13 protein-coding genes and 1 pseudogene are annotated in these 16,975 nt (G+C 73.6%); 8 read left to right on the top strand and 6 right to left on the bottom strand.

Going from position 1 to position 16,975, the window contains the following annotated elements; translation table 11 throughout:
• The first annotated feature begins 39 nt into the window (after positions 1-39).
• Positions 40-2,766: a helix-turn-helix transcriptional regulator gene (locus IGA62_RS25720; protein WP_232624770.1), complete on the top strand. Its 2,727-nt coding sequence runs from the start codon at positions 40-42 to the stop codon at positions 2,764-2,766.
• A 19-nt stretch (positions 2,767-2,785) separates the two neighbouring features.
• Here the strand turns inward: IGA62_RS25720 and IGA62_RS25725 are convergent, their stop codons facing one another.
• From IGA62_RS25725 to IGA62_RS25745, 5 genes are all read right to left on the bottom strand, one after another.
• Positions 2,786-3,337 carry a GyrI-like domain-containing protein gene (locus tag IGA62_RS25725; RefSeq protein ID WP_198501118.1) on the bottom strand — a complete coding sequence of 184 codons (552 nt, stop codon included), beginning with the start codon at positions 3,335-3,337 and terminating at the stop codon, positions 2,786-2,788.
• A 349-nt stretch (positions 3,338-3,686) separates the two neighbouring features.
• Entirely contained in the window at positions 3,687-4,346 is a 660-nt protein-coding gene (locus IGA62_RS25730) for an AAA family ATPase (protein WP_190289213.1), read from the bottom strand.
• 62 nt (positions 4,347-4,408) lie between these two features.
• The gene (locus IGA62_RS25735; RefSeq protein ID WP_145818464.1) at positions 4,409-5,482 is read right to left on the bottom strand and encodes a Zn-dependent alcohol dehydrogenase; all 1,074 of its coding nucleotides are present in this window, start codon (positions 5,480-5,482) and stop codon (positions 4,409-4,411) included.
• Positions 5,479-6,897 carry an aldehyde dehydrogenase family protein gene (locus tag IGA62_RS25740; protein WP_145818463.1) on the bottom strand — a complete coding sequence of 473 codons (1,419 nt, stop codon included), beginning with the start codon at positions 6,895-6,897 and terminating at the stop codon, positions 5,479-5,481. Before IGA62_RS25740 ends, IGA62_RS25735 begins: the two co-directional genes overlap by 4 nt.
• A gap of 46 nt (positions 6,898-6,943) precedes the next feature.
• Positions 6,944-7,609 (bottom strand): TetR/AcrR family transcriptional regulator, encoded by a 666-nt coding sequence (locus IGA62_RS25745; protein WP_145818462.1) that lies wholly within the window; start codon positions 7,607-7,609, stop codon positions 6,944-6,946.
• A gap of 96 nt (positions 7,610-7,705) precedes the next feature.
• Between IGA62_RS25745 and IGA62_RS25750 the strand changes: the two genes are divergently transcribed.
• From IGA62_RS25750 to IGA62_RS25780, 7 genes and pseudogenes are all read left to right on the top strand, one after another.
• Positions 7,706-8,854 (top strand): acyl-CoA dehydrogenase family protein, encoded by a 1,149-nt coding sequence (locus tag IGA62_RS25750; protein ID WP_145818461.1) that lies wholly within the window; start codon positions 7,706-7,708, stop codon positions 8,852-8,854.
• 16 nt (positions 8,855-8,870) lie between these two features.
• On the top strand, positions 8,871-9,629 hold the full coding sequence (fabG, locus tag IGA62_RS25755; RefSeq protein ID WP_145818460.1) for a 3-oxoacyl-ACP reductase FabG: 759 nt from the start codon (positions 8,871-8,873) through the stop codon (positions 9,627-9,629).
• A gap of 35 nt (positions 9,630-9,664) precedes the next feature.
• Positions 9,665-10,837, top strand: coding sequence for an acyl-CoA dehydrogenase family protein (locus IGA62_RS25760; RefSeq protein WP_145818459.1), 1,173 nt, complete (start codon positions 9,665-9,667; stop codon positions 10,835-10,837).
• Positions 10,834-11,298 carry a MaoC family dehydratase gene (locus IGA62_RS25765; protein WP_145818458.1) on the top strand — a complete coding sequence of 155 codons (465 nt, stop codon included), beginning with the start codon at positions 10,834-10,836 and terminating at the stop codon, positions 11,296-11,298. Before IGA62_RS25760 ends, IGA62_RS25765 begins: the two co-directional genes overlap by 4 nt.
• Positions 11,295-12,845, top strand: coding sequence for a long-chain-fatty-acid--CoA ligase (locus IGA62_RS25770; protein ID WP_145818457.1), 1,551 nt, complete (start codon positions 11,295-11,297; stop codon positions 12,843-12,845). The genes IGA62_RS25765 and IGA62_RS25770 overlap by 4 nt, the downstream gene beginning before the upstream one ends.
• A 151-nt stretch (positions 12,846-12,996) precedes the next feature.
• Positions 12,997-14,355, top strand: coding sequence for a pyridoxal phosphate-dependent aminotransferase (locus IGA62_RS25775; protein WP_145818456.1), 1,359 nt, complete (start codon positions 12,997-12,999; stop codon positions 14,353-14,355).
• 259 nt (positions 14,356-14,614) lie between these two features.
• Positions 14,615-15,130: pseudogene (locus IGA62_RS25780) on the top strand (M23 family metallopeptidase); the annotation flags it as partial.
• 384 nt (positions 15,131-15,514) lie between these two features.
• On the opposite strand, the gene IGA62_RS25785 reads toward IGA62_RS25780, so the two are convergent.
• Positions 15,515-16,813: an MFS transporter gene (locus tag IGA62_RS25785; RefSeq protein ID WP_145818455.1), complete on the bottom strand. Its 1,299-nt coding sequence runs from the start codon at positions 16,811-16,813 to the stop codon at positions 15,515-15,517.
• Positions 16,814-16,975 lie beyond the last annotated feature (162 nt).

Below are 16,975 nucleotides of genomic sequence, written 5' to 3' on the forward strand. Positions count from 1 at the left end.
CCGATAGGTAACACTCAATGCATGGTTAGTGCATCAAGAGTGCAAATAACCGACCTGCGGGGACGGGACGAGGAGTGCGGGGCGATTCGTGACCTGCTCGACGGTGCCGACGGCGGGGGCGCGCTGCTGGTCCAGGGCGAGCCGGGATCGGGCCGGACCGCCCTGCTCGCCTACGCCCACCGGCACGCCGGTGACCGCACCGTCCTCGCCGGAACCGGACTCGCCGACGAGGCGGCACTGCCCTACGCCGGGCTGCAACGCCTCCTCGACCCGGTGCGTGACCGGCTCGGGGCACTTCCCGCGCCGCAGCGACGTGTGCTGCGGCGTGCGCTGGCCGGCGAGGGCTGCCCCGCCGGCCAGCGGCTGACGCTGTCGATGGCCGTGCTCGGACTGCTCGCCGCCGTCGCCCGGGAACGTCCGCTGCTGTGCACCATGGACGACGTCGACCTCGGTGACGGGCGGACCGCCGAGGTACTGGCGTTCGTGGCCCGCCGCCTGGGCCACCTGCCGGTCGTCGTCGTCCTCACCGGAGCCGTCGACACCGCACCCGGCGGGATCCCCACCTGCCGGCTCCGCCCGCTCGACGAGCGCGACAGCCGTGCCGTTCTCTCCGACCGGCTGCCCGTGCCCGCCTCCGAGCCGGTCGCCGTCGCCCTCGGTACGGTCGCCGCCGGCAACCCGCAGGCCCTCGTGGACCTGGCCGAGGCCCTGAGTCCCGCCCAGTGTCGGGGGGAGGAACCCCTTCCCACCACGCCACCACCCGACGGCGTCCTGGGCCGTGGCTACCGGGCCCGCCTGAACCGGCTGCCCGACGACACCCGACGCCTGCTGCTGCTCGCCGCCCTCGACGACGGGATGGACGCGGCCACCCTCGTCCGGGCCGCGCGTGTCGCCGGGACGGTGATCGAGGCGCTCGCCCCGGCCGAGGTCGCCGGCCTGGTCCGCGTCGAGGCGCGGGGCGTGACGTTCCCGCAACCGCCGGCCCGGGCGATGGTCGTGGCCACGGCGCCCCTCGCCGAGCGGCGCACGGCGCACCTGCTGCTCGCCGCCCTGCTCGACGGCACCGGTCACCGGCTACGCCGGGCCCTGCACCGCGCCGCCGCCGCCGAGGGCCCGGATCCGGTCCTGGCGAGCGAGTTGACGGAGGCGGCCCGGGACGAGGGCAGCCCGGACGCCCGGTCGGCGGCACTGCAACGCGCCGCCGAACTCAGCGTCGACCCGGCCAGCGCCACCGCCCGGCTGGTGGCCGCCGCCCACCACGCCTGGGCGGCCGGCCGCCCGTACCGGGCCCGGCTGCTGACCCAGCACCTACCCACCGGCCCGACCGAACCGACCGTGACCGCCCGGGCGGAGCTGCTGCACGGTGAGATGGAACTGCGGTGCGGCCGGACCCCGGCCGCGCTGACGGCCCTGCTCGCCGCCGCCGACGCGGCGGCCGGCACCGCACCGGACCTGGCTCTCCAGGCACTGCTGCGGGCCGGTGAGGCGATCTGCTTCGCCGGCGACCAGTACCGGTACGCCGACGTGGCGCGGCGGGCCCGGGCGCTGCGCCCCACCGGGGCGTCGCCCGGGACGGAACTGCCAACCGCCCACCTCGCCGGTGTGGCGGCGACCCTGCGGGGCGACCACGAGGTGGCCGGGCCCACGCTGCGCCGGGCCGTCGTCCTCGGCGACCGGCTGGCCGGGCGGGACCGTACGCCGACCGCCCTGACCGGCGCGGCGGTGGCCGCCCTGCTGGTGGCCGAGGACGGTGCGGCGCACCGGCTCGCCGACCGCGCGGTGGAGCTGGCCCGGGTGCGCGGAGAGGTCGCCGCCCTGCCCCGGGCACTGGAGCTGCGGGCCGTCGCCGAGTACTGGCTGGGCCGGCACGAGGCGGCGGCGGAGACCTCCCGGGAAGGGCTGCGGATCGCCCGCAGCGCCGGGCAGGACACCTGGGCCGGGGTGCACCGGGGCATGCTGGCGGTGCTGGCCGCCGTCCGTGCCGACCGGGAGACCAGCCTGCGGCTGATCCGGGAGATCGGCGAGGAACCGGCCCCGGGCAGCCGCCCCGACGCCCTGGCGCGCTGGGCCCTGGCGGTGCTCGACCTGCTCGACGGGCGGCCCGAGGACGCCGCCGAGCGGCTGGCGGCCCTGGCCCGTCCCGGCACCGGACGCGGGCAGGTCACCGTCCAGGTGATGGCCACGCCGTACCTGGTGGAGGCCGCCGCCGCCTCGGCCCACCGGCCGGCGGCCGTCGCCGCGCTCGCCGTCTTCGACCGGTGGGCCGACAGCACGGCCAGCCCGTCCCGCCGGGCCCTCTCCGCGCGGTGCCACGCGTTGCTCGCCCCCCGGGGCAGCGCGGCGGCGGAAGAGGGCTTCCGGACCGCGCTACGCCGGCACCCGCCCGGTGCCGGCGCGTTCGAGCGGGCCCGTACCGAGTTCCTCCTCGGTCGGGAGCTGCGCCGCAGCCGCCGTCCCCGTGACGCCCGCCGGCACCTGCACGACGCCCGGGAGACCTTCACCCGCCTCGGCGCGACGGCCTGGGCGGATCAGGCCGCCGCCGAACTGCGGGCCGCCGGGGAGTCGGTCGGCGGCCCGGACCGGACGGCGGCCCGGCTGCTGACCGGTCAGCAGCTGCGGGTCGCGCAGCTGGTCGCGGAGGGGGCCACCAACCGGGAGGTCGCCGACCGGATGTTCCTCTCCACCCGCACCGTCGACCACCACCTGCGCAACATCTTCCACCGGCTCGGCATCCGCTCGCGCACCCAGCTGGCCCGGGTGCTCTGACGAGGCACCGGTGAAGGCGTCAGCGGCGACTCACCGGTGCCTGTAGCTCGGTCACCCAGTCGTCGCGGTTCGCCGGGCACTCCAGGGTGACCTCCCGCGGGTATCCGGTCGCCCGGTACCCGTTGCCGTCGATCCAGCGGGTCAGGGTCTGGGCGGTCGGGACGACCGTCTCCATCGAGCCCCGGTGCACGATCGTCGCCGCCTGGTCGATGGGTGGAAGGTCCCGTACCCGGAGGTCACCGTCCTGGCAGGGAGCGGAGACCTCGACGGCGGCGTGCACGATGATCCGGCCGGCTCCCTGCGGCTCGTCGGCGTAGTAGGCGATCCCGGGTCCGGTGCAGGTGATGCCGGCCGCGTCGAGGCGTCGGAAGAGCTCGTCGTAGAGGGGGCCGATGACCGGGCTGATGTCTTCCGGTTGGTAGCTGGCGGCGATCGCGGTCAGTTCCGCTACCCGGACCGCCGGGACGTTCCTGATGACGATGTCGTTGGTGGGCATCTGCCCCTCGCTCTCGATCGCTCGGAGCCTCGCCTCGACCTGGACCAGCCGGGCGGCTGCCACGGCCATGAACATGATGTCTCCGAGTTGACCGCCTGACACGGTGTGAGGGTCAAGAAACCACCGCCGGAGAACCTCAGCCGCGCCGAGTGCACCGAGGGGCCAGCTCTCCGTGGTTACGCTGCGTGTCTGCCAGTGGGGTGGTGGCGATTTCTCACGCAGGGTGACCAATCGTCGGGCCGCTCCTTCCCCGGGTTCTTCCTTTGCTCTGCACCTGAATACGCGACACTGGCGGCGAGCAGTGGTTTCCCTATCTTCGACGTTCATCGATGGATCTGTTGCCGATGACTCAGTGTGTCTGGTGCGTGGGTGGGTGCAAAGCAAAGGATGCGCCAAGGTGTACCGAAGCCGGGCCCGAGGTCACTCACGGTGAGATACTGCTGCCGTGGTCGGCGCTGCCGCCCCGGTCGCCGCCGCCCCCGCCCTCGCCGCCCCCGGCGTCGCCGTCGCCGTCGCCGGCACCGCGAGGCGGAGCCTGGTCGAGGCAGGTGAGGAGGTCGCGGTAGGTCCGCTCCACCTCGCCGGCCACGCTACGGACGATCCGGGTCGCGGGTCGGGCGGCGATCACCTTCAGCAGCCGGTCGTACATCGCCGCCAACTCGGCCGCGCCTCCGTGCCGGTCCAGCATCCGCTCGGCGTCGAGGTGCGCCGGGTCGCCGCTGATCCGGCCGCGCTCGGCGAACCGCCGTAGCGCCTCGTCCCGGGTGTCCAGGAGGACGACCTCGTGGAAGTCGGCGTCGACCTCGTGGGCCAGCCGCTCGGCCTGCTCGATGAACTCCGTCCGGCCGAGGAACTGCGGGACGATCACGTCATGGCCCCCACCCAGGTGGACCCGGGCTCCGGCGAGCGCGACGGCGCGGGCGAGCAGGCCGGCCGGCCCGGCGTGCTCCCGCCACCCGCTGATGAGGTCACGCACCCGGTCGATGTCGAGATCGAGCGTCAGCGGACGATCGTCGGCATACCGGCGCGCCAGCGTCGACTTGCCGCAGCCGGGCGGTCCGTTGAGCACGATCAGGCGGGCCATCGGGTCAGGGTAGCGGCGGGGCCGGCGTGCCAGCCGACCCGCGCGGGGACGACCCGCCGGGGCTACGGCAGGACGACGGTGCGGGCGCCCTCGCCCCGGGCCATCCGGGCGAACGCCTCTGGTGCGCCGTCCAGGGTGGTCCGGTCGGTGATCAGCGGGGTGAGGTCCAGGGTGCCGTCGAGCACGGCCCGGGCGAGTTCGGGCACGTCCCGGTCCGGGTCGGACGACCCGTAGACCGAGGAGCGCAGCGTCCGTGCCGAGTGGAAGATGTCCAGGGCGCTCAGGCCCACCACGTCGTCCTTGGCGCCCATGCCCACCACGGTCACCTGGCCGCCCCGGCGGGTGGCCCGCCAGGCGGTGCGGATGGTGGCGCTGCGCCCGACACACTCGAAGGCGTGGTCGACGCCCCGCCCGTCGGTGCGTGTCCGGATCTCCCGGTTGAGGGTGTCGTCGCCGAGGAGGAAGTCGGTGGCGCCCGTGGCGGCGGCGAGAGCGGCCTTGGCCGGGGACACGTCGACGGCGAGCACCTGCCCGGCCCCGGCGGCCCGGGCGGCGGAGACCACCGACAGCCCCACTCCGCCGAGGCCGATGACGGCCACCGCGTCGCCGGGGGAGACTCGGGCGGTACGCCGGACCGCGCCGACGCCGGTGAGCACGGCACAGCCGAGCAGCGCGGCGGCCTCCAGCGGCAGCTCCGCCGGGACTCCGATCACCGCCCGCTGGGGCACCACCACCTGCTCGGCGAGGGCGCCCAGGCCGAGGGTCACGTGCAGCGGCTCACCGGCGGGGGTACGTCCCCGGGGCGTGGCGGGCGCCCCGGCCCGCTCGCACAGCCACGGTTCCCCGTGCCCGCAGTACCAGCACTGCCGGCACGGCGGTGCCCAGTTGAGCACCACGTGGTCCCCGGGCGCGACCCGGTCGACGCCGTCGCCGACCTCGGTGACCAGCCCCGCCGCCTCGTGCCCGAGCACCAACGGGTACGGCGGGGCGAGCGTGCCGTCGACCATCGACAGGTCGGAGTGGCAGACACCGGCGGCCCGGATCTCCACCCGCACCTCACCGGGCCCGCACGACGGCAGGTCGATCTCCTCCACCCGCAGCGGTTCCCCGACGGCCCGGGCGACCAGCGCCCTCACCGCTGGATCGCCTTCGTCTCGTAGAACTCCTCCAGCCCGTGGCGGCCCAGTTCCCGGCCGAGGCCGGACTGCTTGTAGCCGCCGAACGGGGCGAGCGGGTTGAACGGTGCGCCGTTGATGTCGACCGCGCCGGTGCGCAGCCGCCGGGCGACCCGCAGCGCCCGCCTCTCGTCGCCGGACCAGACTGCACCGGCGAGCCCGTACCGGGAGTTGTTGGCGACCGCGACGGCGTGGTCGTCGTCGTCGACCGGGATCACCGCGAGCACCGGCCCGAAGACCTCCTCCTGGGCCAGCGCGCTGTCCGGGTCGACGTCGACGATCACCGTCGGCGCGACGAACCAGCCGCGGTCGGGCACCGGGGCGTCCGGTCCGCCCGCGACCAGCCGGCCGCCGTCGGCCAGCCCCTTCTCGACGTGGTCGCGCACCCGCTGCCGCTGGGCCGCCGAGACGAGCGGACCGAGTCGGGTGGCCGGGTCGAACGGATCGCCCAGCCGGTAACCCCCGGCGGCTTTCGCGGTGAGGTCGACCGCCTCGTCGTAGCGGGCCCGGTGCACCAGCATCCGCGTCCAGGCGGTGCAGGTCTGCCCGGAGTTGAGGAAGGCGTTGGCGACGCCCACCTTCACGGCGGTGGCCAGGTCGGCGTCGTCGAGGATCACGTTGGCGGACTTGCCCCCGAGTTCCAGCGCGACCCGGGCGATCCGGTCGGCGGCCAGGTGGGAGATCCGCCGACCGGTGGCGGTGGAACCGGTGAAGGAGACCATGTCGATGTCCGGGTGGGTGGCGATGGCCTCGCCGACCACCGGACCGGTGCCGGTGACCAGGTTGACCACCCCGGGCGGGAAGCCGGCCTCGTCGATCGCGTCGAAGAGCAGGTACGCCGTCAGCGGGGTCAGCTCGCTCGGCTTGAGGACCACCGTGCAGCCGGCGGCGAGTGCCGGGGCGAGCTTGGCCATGACCTGGTGCAGGGGGTAGTTCCACGGGGTGATCGCCCCGACCACGCCGACCGGTTCCCGCACGACCAGTGAGTTGCCGACACTCTGCTCGGCCGGCGGGTGCGCGGCCAGCTCGACGTAGCCGTGCAGCACGGTGAGGGGAAGCCCGGCCTGCACCCGGGTGGCCACCTTCAGCGGCGTGCCCAGTTCCAGGGCGACGGTCCGGGCGATGTCCTCGACGCGGGTGGTCAGGGCGGCGTGCAGCCGGTCCAGGCAGCCCGCCCGGTCGGCCGGAGCGGCGGCGGCCCAGCCGTCGAACGCCGCCCGCGCGGCGCCCACGGCCCGGTCGACGTCGGTCGCCGTGCCGGCCGGTACGGTCGCGACGACCTCCTCGGTCGCCGGGTTGTGCACCGGGATCGTCTCCCCCGGGGAGGGGGTGACCCAGTGGCCGTCGAGGTAGAAGTCGGTCCGTGCGAGATCCATGGAGCCCCTCACGTACGTCGTCAAACTAGCAGTGCAAGTTTGGACTCTAGTGCCCGTCGGCGGCCGGCGGGAGGGGTGGCAGCGGGCCGATGGTCCGCTCGTAGGTGCGGGCCAGGCCGTCGATGAGCGCGTCGAGGCCCAGGGCGAAGGCCCCCTCGTCCACCCGTTGCTGGTGTTCGGCGAGCCGGTGCGCCTGGGTGAGGTGCGGATACTGCTCGGCGTAGAGGCCCGGGTCCTCGACGAAGCCCCGGGCGAACGACCCCAGCGCCGACCCGGCGACGAAGTACCGCATGAGCGCGCCGATGTGGGTGGCGCGGGCCGGTGGCCAGCCGGCGTCGACGAGTCCGCCGTAGACCGCGTCGGCCATGGCGAGGGCGGCCGGACGGCGTCCCGGGCCCTGCGCGAGGTACGGCACGATGTGCGGGTGGGCGGCCAGCGCCGCCCGGTACGAGTGCCCCCACCGGCGCAGCGCCTCCCGCCAGTCGAGGGTGCCGAAGAACGAGACGTCCACCTGCGCGGTGATGCTGTCGGCGACCGCGTCGAGGATCTCGTCCTTGGTGGCGAAGTGGTTGTAGAGCGACGGGCCGCGGACGCCGAGGTCGGCGGCGAGCCGGCGGGTGGAGAACCCGGTCAGGCCCTCGGTGTCGATCAGCGCGGCGGCGGCCTCGACGATCCGCTGCCGGCTGAGCAGCGGCTGTCGTGGCCGGGGCATCCGGTCCCTCCTCTGCTCCGTGATCCGTGATCCGTGCAGAACTCTGCCACAACCGGGTCTGGACGAATAAAACTTGCACCGCTAGTTTGAGTGCCCATGGACCTTCACCTCTCCGCCGAGCAGGCGGCGGTCCGCCAGCTCGCCGCCGACTTCGTGGCGCGCGAGGTGACGCCCCACGCCGCGACCTGGGACCGGCGTGAGTCCGTCGACCCCGACCTCGCCCGCCGGCTCGGCGAGGTCGGCTTCCTCGGCCTCACGATCGCCGAGGAGCACGGCGGCTCCGGCGGCGACCACCTCTCGTACTGCCTGGTCCTGGAGGAACTCGGACGCGGCGACTCGTCGGTGCGCGGGATCGTCTCGGTGTCGCTCGGCCTGGTCGCGAAGTCCATCGCCGCCCACGGCACCCCGGACCAGCGGGCCGAGTGGCTGCCCCGGCTCTGCGCCGGCACCGCGCTCGGCTGCTTCGCGCTGACCGAACCGGGCAGTGGCTCGGACGCCGCCGCGCTGACCACCCGGGCCACCCGCGACGGCACCGACTGGCTGATCAGCGGCCGGAAGGTGTTCATCACCAACGGCACCATCGCCGACGTCGCGCTGGTCTTCGCCCGGACCGGCGGCGACGGGCACCGGGGCATCACCGCCTTCCTGGTGCCCACCGACGCCCCCGGGTTCACCCGCCGGGAGATCCACGGCAAGCTCGGCCTGCGCGGGCAGGCCACCGCGGAACTCGTCCTCGACGACGTCCGGGTGCCCGACTCCGCCCGCCTCGGCGAGCAGGGCGGCGGCTTCCGACTGGCGCTGGCCACCCTGGCCAAGGGGCGCATGTCGGTCGCCGCCGGCTGCGTCGGGATCGCCCAGGGCTGCCTGGACGCCGCCGTCGACTACGCCGGCCAGCGCACCCAGTTCGGCAAACCCATCGCCGGCCACCAACTCGTGCAGCAACTGCTCGCCCGGATCGCGGTGGACACCGCCGCCGCCCGGCTGCTGGTCTGGCGGGTGGCCGACCTCGTCGACCGGGGCGAGCCGTTCGCCACCGAGGCGTCGATGGCCAAGCTCTTCGCCAGTGAGGCCGCCGTCCGCGCGGCCAACGACGCGGTCCAGGTCTTCGGCGGGTACGGCTACGTCGACGAGTACCCGGTCGGCAAGTACCTGCGCGACGCCCGCGTCGCCACCCTCTACGAGGGCACCAGCCAGATCCAGCAACTCCTCATCGGACGCGCGCTCACCGGCGTCAACGCCTTCTAGACCCCCAGGGGGAACCGTGACCAGATTCGCCGACCGGATCGCCGTCGTCACCGGCGGGGCGCAGGGCATCGGCGCGGCCACCGCCCGCCGGCTCGCCGCCGAGGGCGCCACCGTCGCGGTGGTGGACCTCGACGCCGGCCGCGCCGGCACCGTCGCCGACGAGATCGTCGCCAGCGGCGGCCGGGCCGTCGGCCTCGGCTGCGACGTCACCGACGCCGACGCGGTGACCGCGACGACCGCCCGGGTCGTGGAGACCTACGGGGCGCTGCACGTGCTGGTCAACAACGCCGGGATCACCCGCGACAACCTGCTGTTCAAGATGTTGCTGCCCGAGTGGGAATCGGTGCTGACCACCAACCTGACCAGCATGTTCCTCTGCTGCCAGGCGGCACAGGAGCACATGGTCGCGGCCCGCTACGGCCGGATCGTCAACCTCAGCAGCCGCTCCGCGCTCGGCAACCGGGGCCAGGTCAACTACGCGGCGGCCAAGGCCGGGGTGCAGGGCCTCACCGCCACCCTGGCGGTCGAGCTGGGCCCGTTCGGGGTGACCGTCAACGCCGTCGCCCCCGGCTACGTGGCCACCGCCATGACCGCCGCCACCGCCGAACGGGTCGGCAGCACCCCGGCGGAGCACCAGCGGATGGTCGCCGAGCACACGCCACTGCGGCGGGTCGCCCAGCCGGAGGAGATCGCCTCGGTGATCGCGTTCCTGGCCAGCGACGACGCCTCGTACGTCAGCGGCCAGACCCTGTACGTCAACGGCGGGGCCCGCTGACCCGCACCCCGTTCACCGAGGACCCCGGAGGGGACATGGACTTCGCGCTTTCCGACGAGGAGCGGGCCATCCGCGACACGGCCCGTGACTTCATCACCCGGGAGGTCATGCCGCTGGAGCAGGAGGTGCTGCGCCGGGAACGGGCGCACCGCCCCGGACTGGACCGCGCCGAGCTGCGCGAGTTGCAGCTCAAGGCGCGTGCGTTCGGCTTCTGGGGTCTGGCCACCCCGGAGGAGTACGGCGGCATGGACCTGCCGGCCGTCACGCAGTCGCTGATCTGGACCGAGCTGGGCCGTACCTTCGTGCCGTTCCGCTTCGGCGGCGAGGCCGACAACATCCTGTTCCACGCCACCGAGGAGCAGAAGCGGGAGTTCCTCCTGCCCACCATCGAGGGGGAGCGGGTCTCCTGCTTCGCCATCACCGAGCCGGGCGCCGGCTCGGACGCGGCGAACATCCGGTTCCGGGCCCGCCGCGACGGCGACGACTGGATCCTCGACGGCGAGAAGACCTTCATCACCAACGGCAACGACGCCGACTTCGCCATCGTCGTCGCGGTCACCGACCCCGAGAAGGGGGCCCGCCACGGCGGTGCGACCGCCTTCCTCGTCGACCGGGCGACGGGCTGGCGCTCGGAGTTCATCCAGACCATGGGGGAGGGCGGGCCGGCGTCGCTGATCTTCGACGGCGTACGGGTGCCGCACCGCAACATCCTCGGCGAGGTCGGGCAGGGCTTCGACCTCGGCATGCAGTGGATCGGCAAGGGTCGTTACACCATCCCGTCGCACGCGATCGGCATCGCCGAGCGGGTGCTCCAGATGGCGATCGACCACGCCAACACCCGGGAGACGTTCGGCGCGAAGATCGGCACCAACCAGGCCATCCAGTGGATGATCGCCGACTCGGAGACCGAGCTGGAGGCGGCCCGCTGGCTGGTGCTGCGCGCCGCCTGGACCGTGGACCAGGGGATGGACCCCCGGCACGCCTCCTCGATGGGCAAGCTCTACGGCGCCGGCATGGTCAACCGGGTGGTGGACCGGGCCCTCCAGATCCACGGCGGCATGGGCTACACCCGGGAACTACCGATCGAACGCTGGTACCGGCAGGTACGGCTCTACCGGATCTTCGAGGGGACCGACGAGATGCAACGACTGATCATCTCCCGTGATCTGCTGCGCGGCTACACGAGGATCGGCGGGCACCTGGCATGAGGATCTTCACCGGCACCGACGACCTGGCCGCCGCCGTGGGGGAGACCATCGGTCCGGGCCCCTGGACGCCGGTCGACCAGCAGCGCGTCGACCTGTTCGCCGACGCCACCGACGACCACCAGTGGATCCACGTGGACGCCGAACGTGCCGCCGCCGGCCCGTTCGGCGGCACGATCGCCCACGGCTACCTCACCCTGTCCCTGCTGCCGGCGCTCGCCGGCCGGCTCTACCGGGTGGAGGGGCTGCGGATGGGCGTCAACTACGGGCTCAACCGGGTGCGCTTCCCGGCCCCGCTGCGGGTGGGCAGCGCGGTGCGGGCCAGCGTCACCATCGCCGAGGTGTCCCCGGTCGAGGGCGGGGTGCAGCTCGTCGCCTCGGTGACCGTCCACAGCGACGCCGGTGGCAAGCCGGTCTGCGTCGCCGAGACGGTCAGCCGTCTCTACCCCGGGGAGGCCAGGTGACCGCCCTGTCATTGGCCATGGTGCTGGCCGAGGCCGCCCGCCGGCACTTCGACACCGTCGCCGTGGTCGACGGCGACGTCCGGGTGACGTACGCCGAGCTGTGGCTGGAGGCCCGCGCCTACGCGGCCGGGCTGCGCGAGCTGGGCGTCGCATCCGGCGACACGGTGGCCCTGCTCGCCCCCAACGTCGTGGACTTCCCCCGGGTGTACTACGGGGTCCTCGCCGCCGGGGCGGTGCTCGTGCCGGTGCATCTGCTGATGACCGTCGACGAGATCGGGTACGTGCTGCGGGACAGCGGCGCGCGGCTGCTCGTCTGCCACACCTCCCAGCTCGCGACGGGGCGGACGGCGGCGGCCGTCGCCGGCATCCCGGTGGTGACGGTCGGTCCGGTGGCCACCGGGGCCGACACGCCACGGCTGGAGGACCTCGGCGGGTCGTCGACGCCGCTGCCGTCGTACCTGACCCGCTCGGCCGAGGACACCGCGGTGGTTCTCTACACCAGCGGCACGACCGGCGCCCCCAAGGGTGCCCTGCTCACCCACCTCAACCTGGTCATGAACGCCACGGTCAACGTCGTCGACGCCAACGACGCCCGCCGCACCGACGTGGTGCTCGGCTGCCTGCCGCTGTTCCACAGCTTCGGGCAGACCGTGGCGATGAACGGCACCTTCCGGGTCGGCGCGACCCTGGTGCTGCTCAGCCGGTTCACCGGCCCGGCGGCGATCGACCTGATGGTGCGCGAGGGGGTGAACGTCTTCCACGGCGTGCCCACCATGTACGTGGCACTGCTCGACGCGGCCCGGGACCGGGACACCCTGCCCCGGCTGCGCCTGTGCATCTCCGGGGGCGCGTCCCTGCCGGTGGCCGTGCTGGAGCGGTTCAACGCCGCGTTCGACACGACCATCTTCGAGGGGTACGGGCTCTCCGAGACCTCGCCGACGGCCACCACGAACCAGCCGGCCTTCGGCACCCGGGCCGGGACCGTCGGGCACCCGGTCTGGGGCGTGGAGGTGGAGATCGCCCGGGCCGAGGTCGACGACCGGATCGAGCTGCTGCCCACGGGTGAACTCGGCGAGATCGTCATCCGGGGCCACAACGTCTTCGCCGGTTACCTCGGCCAGCCCGAGGCGACCGCACAGGCCCTGGTCGACGGCTGGTTCCGCAGCGGTGACCTGGGCCGCAAGGACGCCGACGGGTTCGTCACCATCGTCGACCGCAAGAAGGACGTCATCATCCGGGGTGGCTTCAACGTCTACCCGCGCGAGGTGGAGGAGGCACTGGCCCGGCATCCGGCGGTCGGTCAGGTGGCGGTGATCGGCCTGCCCGACCCGGTGCACGGTGAGGAGGTCTGCGCGGTGGTGGTGCCGGACCAGGCCGTCGAGTCGCCGCCCGGCGAGCAGGAGCTGATCGACTGGTCCCGCGAGCACCTGGGCCGGCACAAGTACCCCCGCCAGGTCCGCTACGTCGACCGCCTGCCGCTCGGCCCGAGCCTGAAGGTCCGTAAGCGGGAACTGCGGGAGGAGATGGCGCGTCCGTCGGTGGACTGAGACACGGCCGGCGACCGATCACCCGTCGCTCAGGGGTCGAGCGGGGAACGAGTCAGCCTCGAGAGGGTCGTGGCTACCGTGTGTCGCCTTGCCCGGCACCCACCGTCACGACGGGCGGTCGGGGTCGGGCCCGCCGTGGACTGGAGCAACGATGCTGACAGCCGAGACTCTCCGTACCCTGCTCGACGACGACCTCCTACCCAGCCGGATGCCGGACGTGGGCCTGCTGGTCGACTACCTGAGATCGGGACGCCGGCACGGCGACCCGATCTGCCTGAGCTTCGGCGAGACCTGGAGCCAGGTGGCGCCGGGCCTGGTCGGGCACCTGGAGGCCGAGCCGTTGCACACGCACGGTTACCAGCTCTCCCTCTACGGACTGCCCGTCCTGCGGCGGCAGGTCCGGGAGACGATCCAGTGTGAGCACCGGCTCCCGGCCGGCAGCGCCCCGGGCCGGGACTTCGAGGTCGCCGTCACCTGGACCGGGACCCGCTCCGCCATGTTCGACTTCGGACGGCTGCTGCGGGACCAGGACGAGGGTGACCGTCGTACGCCGGTGGTGGTGGCGGCCGGTCCGAGCTGGGACTACCAGGGGGTGTACGAGGCGCTCGGCTACCGCGTCCGGTACCACCAGCTGCGGCCAGAACGTGGGTTCGCCCCGTCCGACGACGACCTGGACGCGCTGCTGGCCGAGATCGACGCGCGACCCGACGAGCGCCTCGCCCTGGTGGTCGTCAACGCCCAGCACAACCCGACGGCGGTCAACTGGGACCCGGAGTTCGTGGCGTCCTCGATCCGCAAGGCGACCGGTCGGGGCGCCGGGATCCTCGTCGACGATGCCTACTACGCGGTGCACGACGACGACGTCGTCCCGACCTCGGCGCTGGCGGTGCTGCTGGAACAACTGGCCGACCTGCCGGCGGCGGCGCGACGGCGGTGGCTCATGGTCCGCTCGCTCGGCAAGCAGTTCCACTGCAACGGCTGGGGGATCGGTGCCATGGTCGCCGACCCGCAGACGCTGGACCTGCTGGTGAACCGGTACCGCCTCCACAACTGTCTGATGTACGGGGGCGGCTACCAGCAGGCCATGGCGCGTTGGCTGGCGGATCCGGCGAGTGGGGAGTTCCTGGCTCGGCAGCGGGTGACGTACCGACAGCGGCGGATGGTGATCGGGGAGTTCCTCACCGGCCGGCTGGGCTATCCGACCGAGGCGGTCCACCTCGGCGAGTGCAGTTCCTACCTGATGCTGTCGGTGCCCCGGGAGTACGCCCCGCTCCCGGACGGGGTGGAGCGGTTCCGGTGGGACTGTTTCGCGGCCACCGGGGTGCTGCTGGCACCCGCCTGGCCGTGGCCCTACCCGGCGTCGGTCGACACGCCCCTTCCGTATCTGCGCATGTTCATCGGCCCGGAGACGGAACTGATCCGGACCGCGTTGACGCGCCTGGAGTCGGCCGGCTTCCACCACGACATGCCGGTCCGTCGACCGGAGCCGCGATCCGTACTGATGGGCTAGGCGGCCCTCGCCGGTGATCGGGGCGGCCCCCGGTCGACCAGGTCCCGTCCGCGCCAGGGATGGGACCCGACGGCCGGGGGGCGGTCGCAGAAAACCTACGGGAAGCGGCCGTCAGCAGATGCTTATTTACACCTATCGATATCGTGCCTACGATCGCGGTACTGCGTGCGCATCGACAGAGTTCTATCCCTAGCCGCAAGGATGAACCGTGCGACCAATCAGGTACCTCGTCACGCTCCTGGCCGCCCTCGCCACCGCCCTGACCGCCACGCTCTTCGTCGCCACCCCCGCCCAGGCCGCACCGCTGTTCAAGGCGCCGTACCCCTGCGGCCAGCGGTGGACCTACAGTCACCACAGCGCCGAGGTGCGCCTGGCGCTCGACTTCGTCCGCGCCGACGGCGGCAGCACCGCCGGCACCCCGGTCCTCGCCTCCGCCGCCGGCACCGCCACCCGCTACTACCAGGCCAGTGGCGCCGGCAACTACATCGTCATCGACCACGGTGGGGGCTGGAAGACGTACTACTTCCACCTCGCCGCGTTCTCCGTCGCCAGCGGCGCGTGGGTCAACCAGGGCCAGCAGATCGGCACCACCGGCAGCACCGGCAACTCCTCCGGCGCGCACATCCACTACGAGCAGCTCTACAACGGCGTCGGCCAGAACATCGTGATCAACGGTGCCTCGCTCGCGCCGTATCCCGGCTCGTACCACCAGCGCTACCTGACCAGCGACAACGGCTGCGGGGGCGGCACCGCCTTCTGGACCTGGGGTTCCGGCATCCGGGTCCGCAGCGACGTGCGACTCGCCGCGCCGGTGGTGGCCACCCTGGCCGGTCCCACGCTGGTGTACGTGCTCTGCCAGAAGCAGGGCGACACCGTCACCGCCGACGGCTACACCAACAACTGGTGGGCCCGGCTGCGCGACCAGAACGGCTACATGACCAACATCTACATCGACCACCCCGCCGCGCAGTTGCCGGGCGTGCCCGTCTGCTAGCCGCTGCGGCCGGAACCCGTCGTGTCCCGGCCGCCCGGCGGCGGACACGAGCCGCACCCACGGTCCGCGCCGGAATCCACCCCGGCGCGGACCGTCCGCTGCCCCGGACCGACGGTGGGTCGCCGTTTCGTCGCCGAGATCAGGCCCGGACGACGCCGACGCCGACTACGGCGATGAGGGCGGCCGGCGGTCGGCGAGGCTGGCGGCGAGCAGGCCCAGCGCGAGAAGCTGGGTCATGCCGAGGGCGGTGATCAGCGCGGGAAGCGAGCGGGCGTACAGGGCTCCGACCAGCACGCCACCTGCCAACGCCGCGCCGCCCTGGACGGCGGCGAAGACGCCGTAGGCGGTGGCGCGGCGGGCGGCGGGGACGAGGTCGGCCACGAGGGCCTTGACGGTGGAATCCTGCACGCCCACGGCGGCGCCCCACAGCAGGGTTCCCGTCACGACGGCGACGAGGCTGTCGGACAGGGCCAGCGCCGGCACGGCGGCACCGAGCACGGGCAGCGCGAACAGGACCCGCGCGGACCACCTGTCGTACAGCTGACCGCTGACCAGGGCGGCGAGGGCGGCGGCGGCCATCGCGGCGGCGTACAGCAGGGGAATCCCCGCGACGGGGATCAGGCCGGTCCGGCTGGCGTGGAACGAGATGACCCCGTAGGTCACCAGCCCGGCGGTGGCGGCCCCGGCCGCCGCGGCGAACAGGAGGAAGCGGCGAGGCAGGTCGGTACCGAGCCAGCGGCTCAGGCGGGTCGGCGGAGTGCTGCCGGCGCGTGGCCGGGAGACGGCGGGCGCGGCGGGTTCGGTGTCGAAGACGGCCGGGTCGGGCACGCGCAGGCGGATCCACAGCAGCAGACCGATGGCCAGCGCCCCGGGCAGGGCGAGAACGGCCAGCGCCGGCCAGATCACGCCGGTGCCCGCCAGGACGGCCGCGACCACCAGGGGCCCGGCGAAGGCGCCAACCTGGTCCAGGGCCTTGTGCACGGCGAAGCCACGACCACGACCGACGGCGCCGGCGGCCTGCGCGAGCAACGCCGATTTGGCCGGGCTGCGGACGGCCTTGCCGGCGCGTTCGGCGAGGATCAGCACGGCGGCGACCGTCAGACCCGCCCCACCGAGGAAGGGCGCCACGGCCAGCAGGGGAACGCAGGCGGCGGTCAACGCGTACCCGAGCAGCGTGAGGGACCAGTACCGGCCGGTCCGGTCGGCCAGGGGGCCGGAGGCCAGCCGCAGCAGCAGCGACATCGCCTCCCCCGCGCCGGAGACCAGGCCGACGACCAGAGCCGACGCGCCCAGGGCGCCGAGCAGTGGGCCGGTGATCGACCGGGCGCCCTCGTAGACCATGTCGGCGGCCAGGCTGACCATCCCGAAACCGACCACGACCCGCCAGGCGGACCATCTCGGGTCCGCCCGTGAGGGCGACGGTGACGTGGCGGGACCGGCGGGACCGGCCGAGATCTGCGACATGTGGTCAGCCGGTGGTGTCGCGGGCCGGGCCTCGACCGTCCGGTGCCGGGTCCTCGGCGCCGTGGCCGTACGACACGTGCGGAAGTCGGTGTCTCACTCGTGTCCTCCCTGACGACCGGTGGACCCCGCGGGGGTCTACGGGAGGTCGACCGTCGACTCCCA

The organism is Micromonospora sagamiensis, from assembly GCF_014680085.1.
In the GTDB taxonomy this organism is placed as follows: domain Bacteria; phylum Actinomycetota; class Actinomycetes; order Mycobacteriales; family Micromonosporaceae; genus Micromonospora; species Micromonospora inyonensis.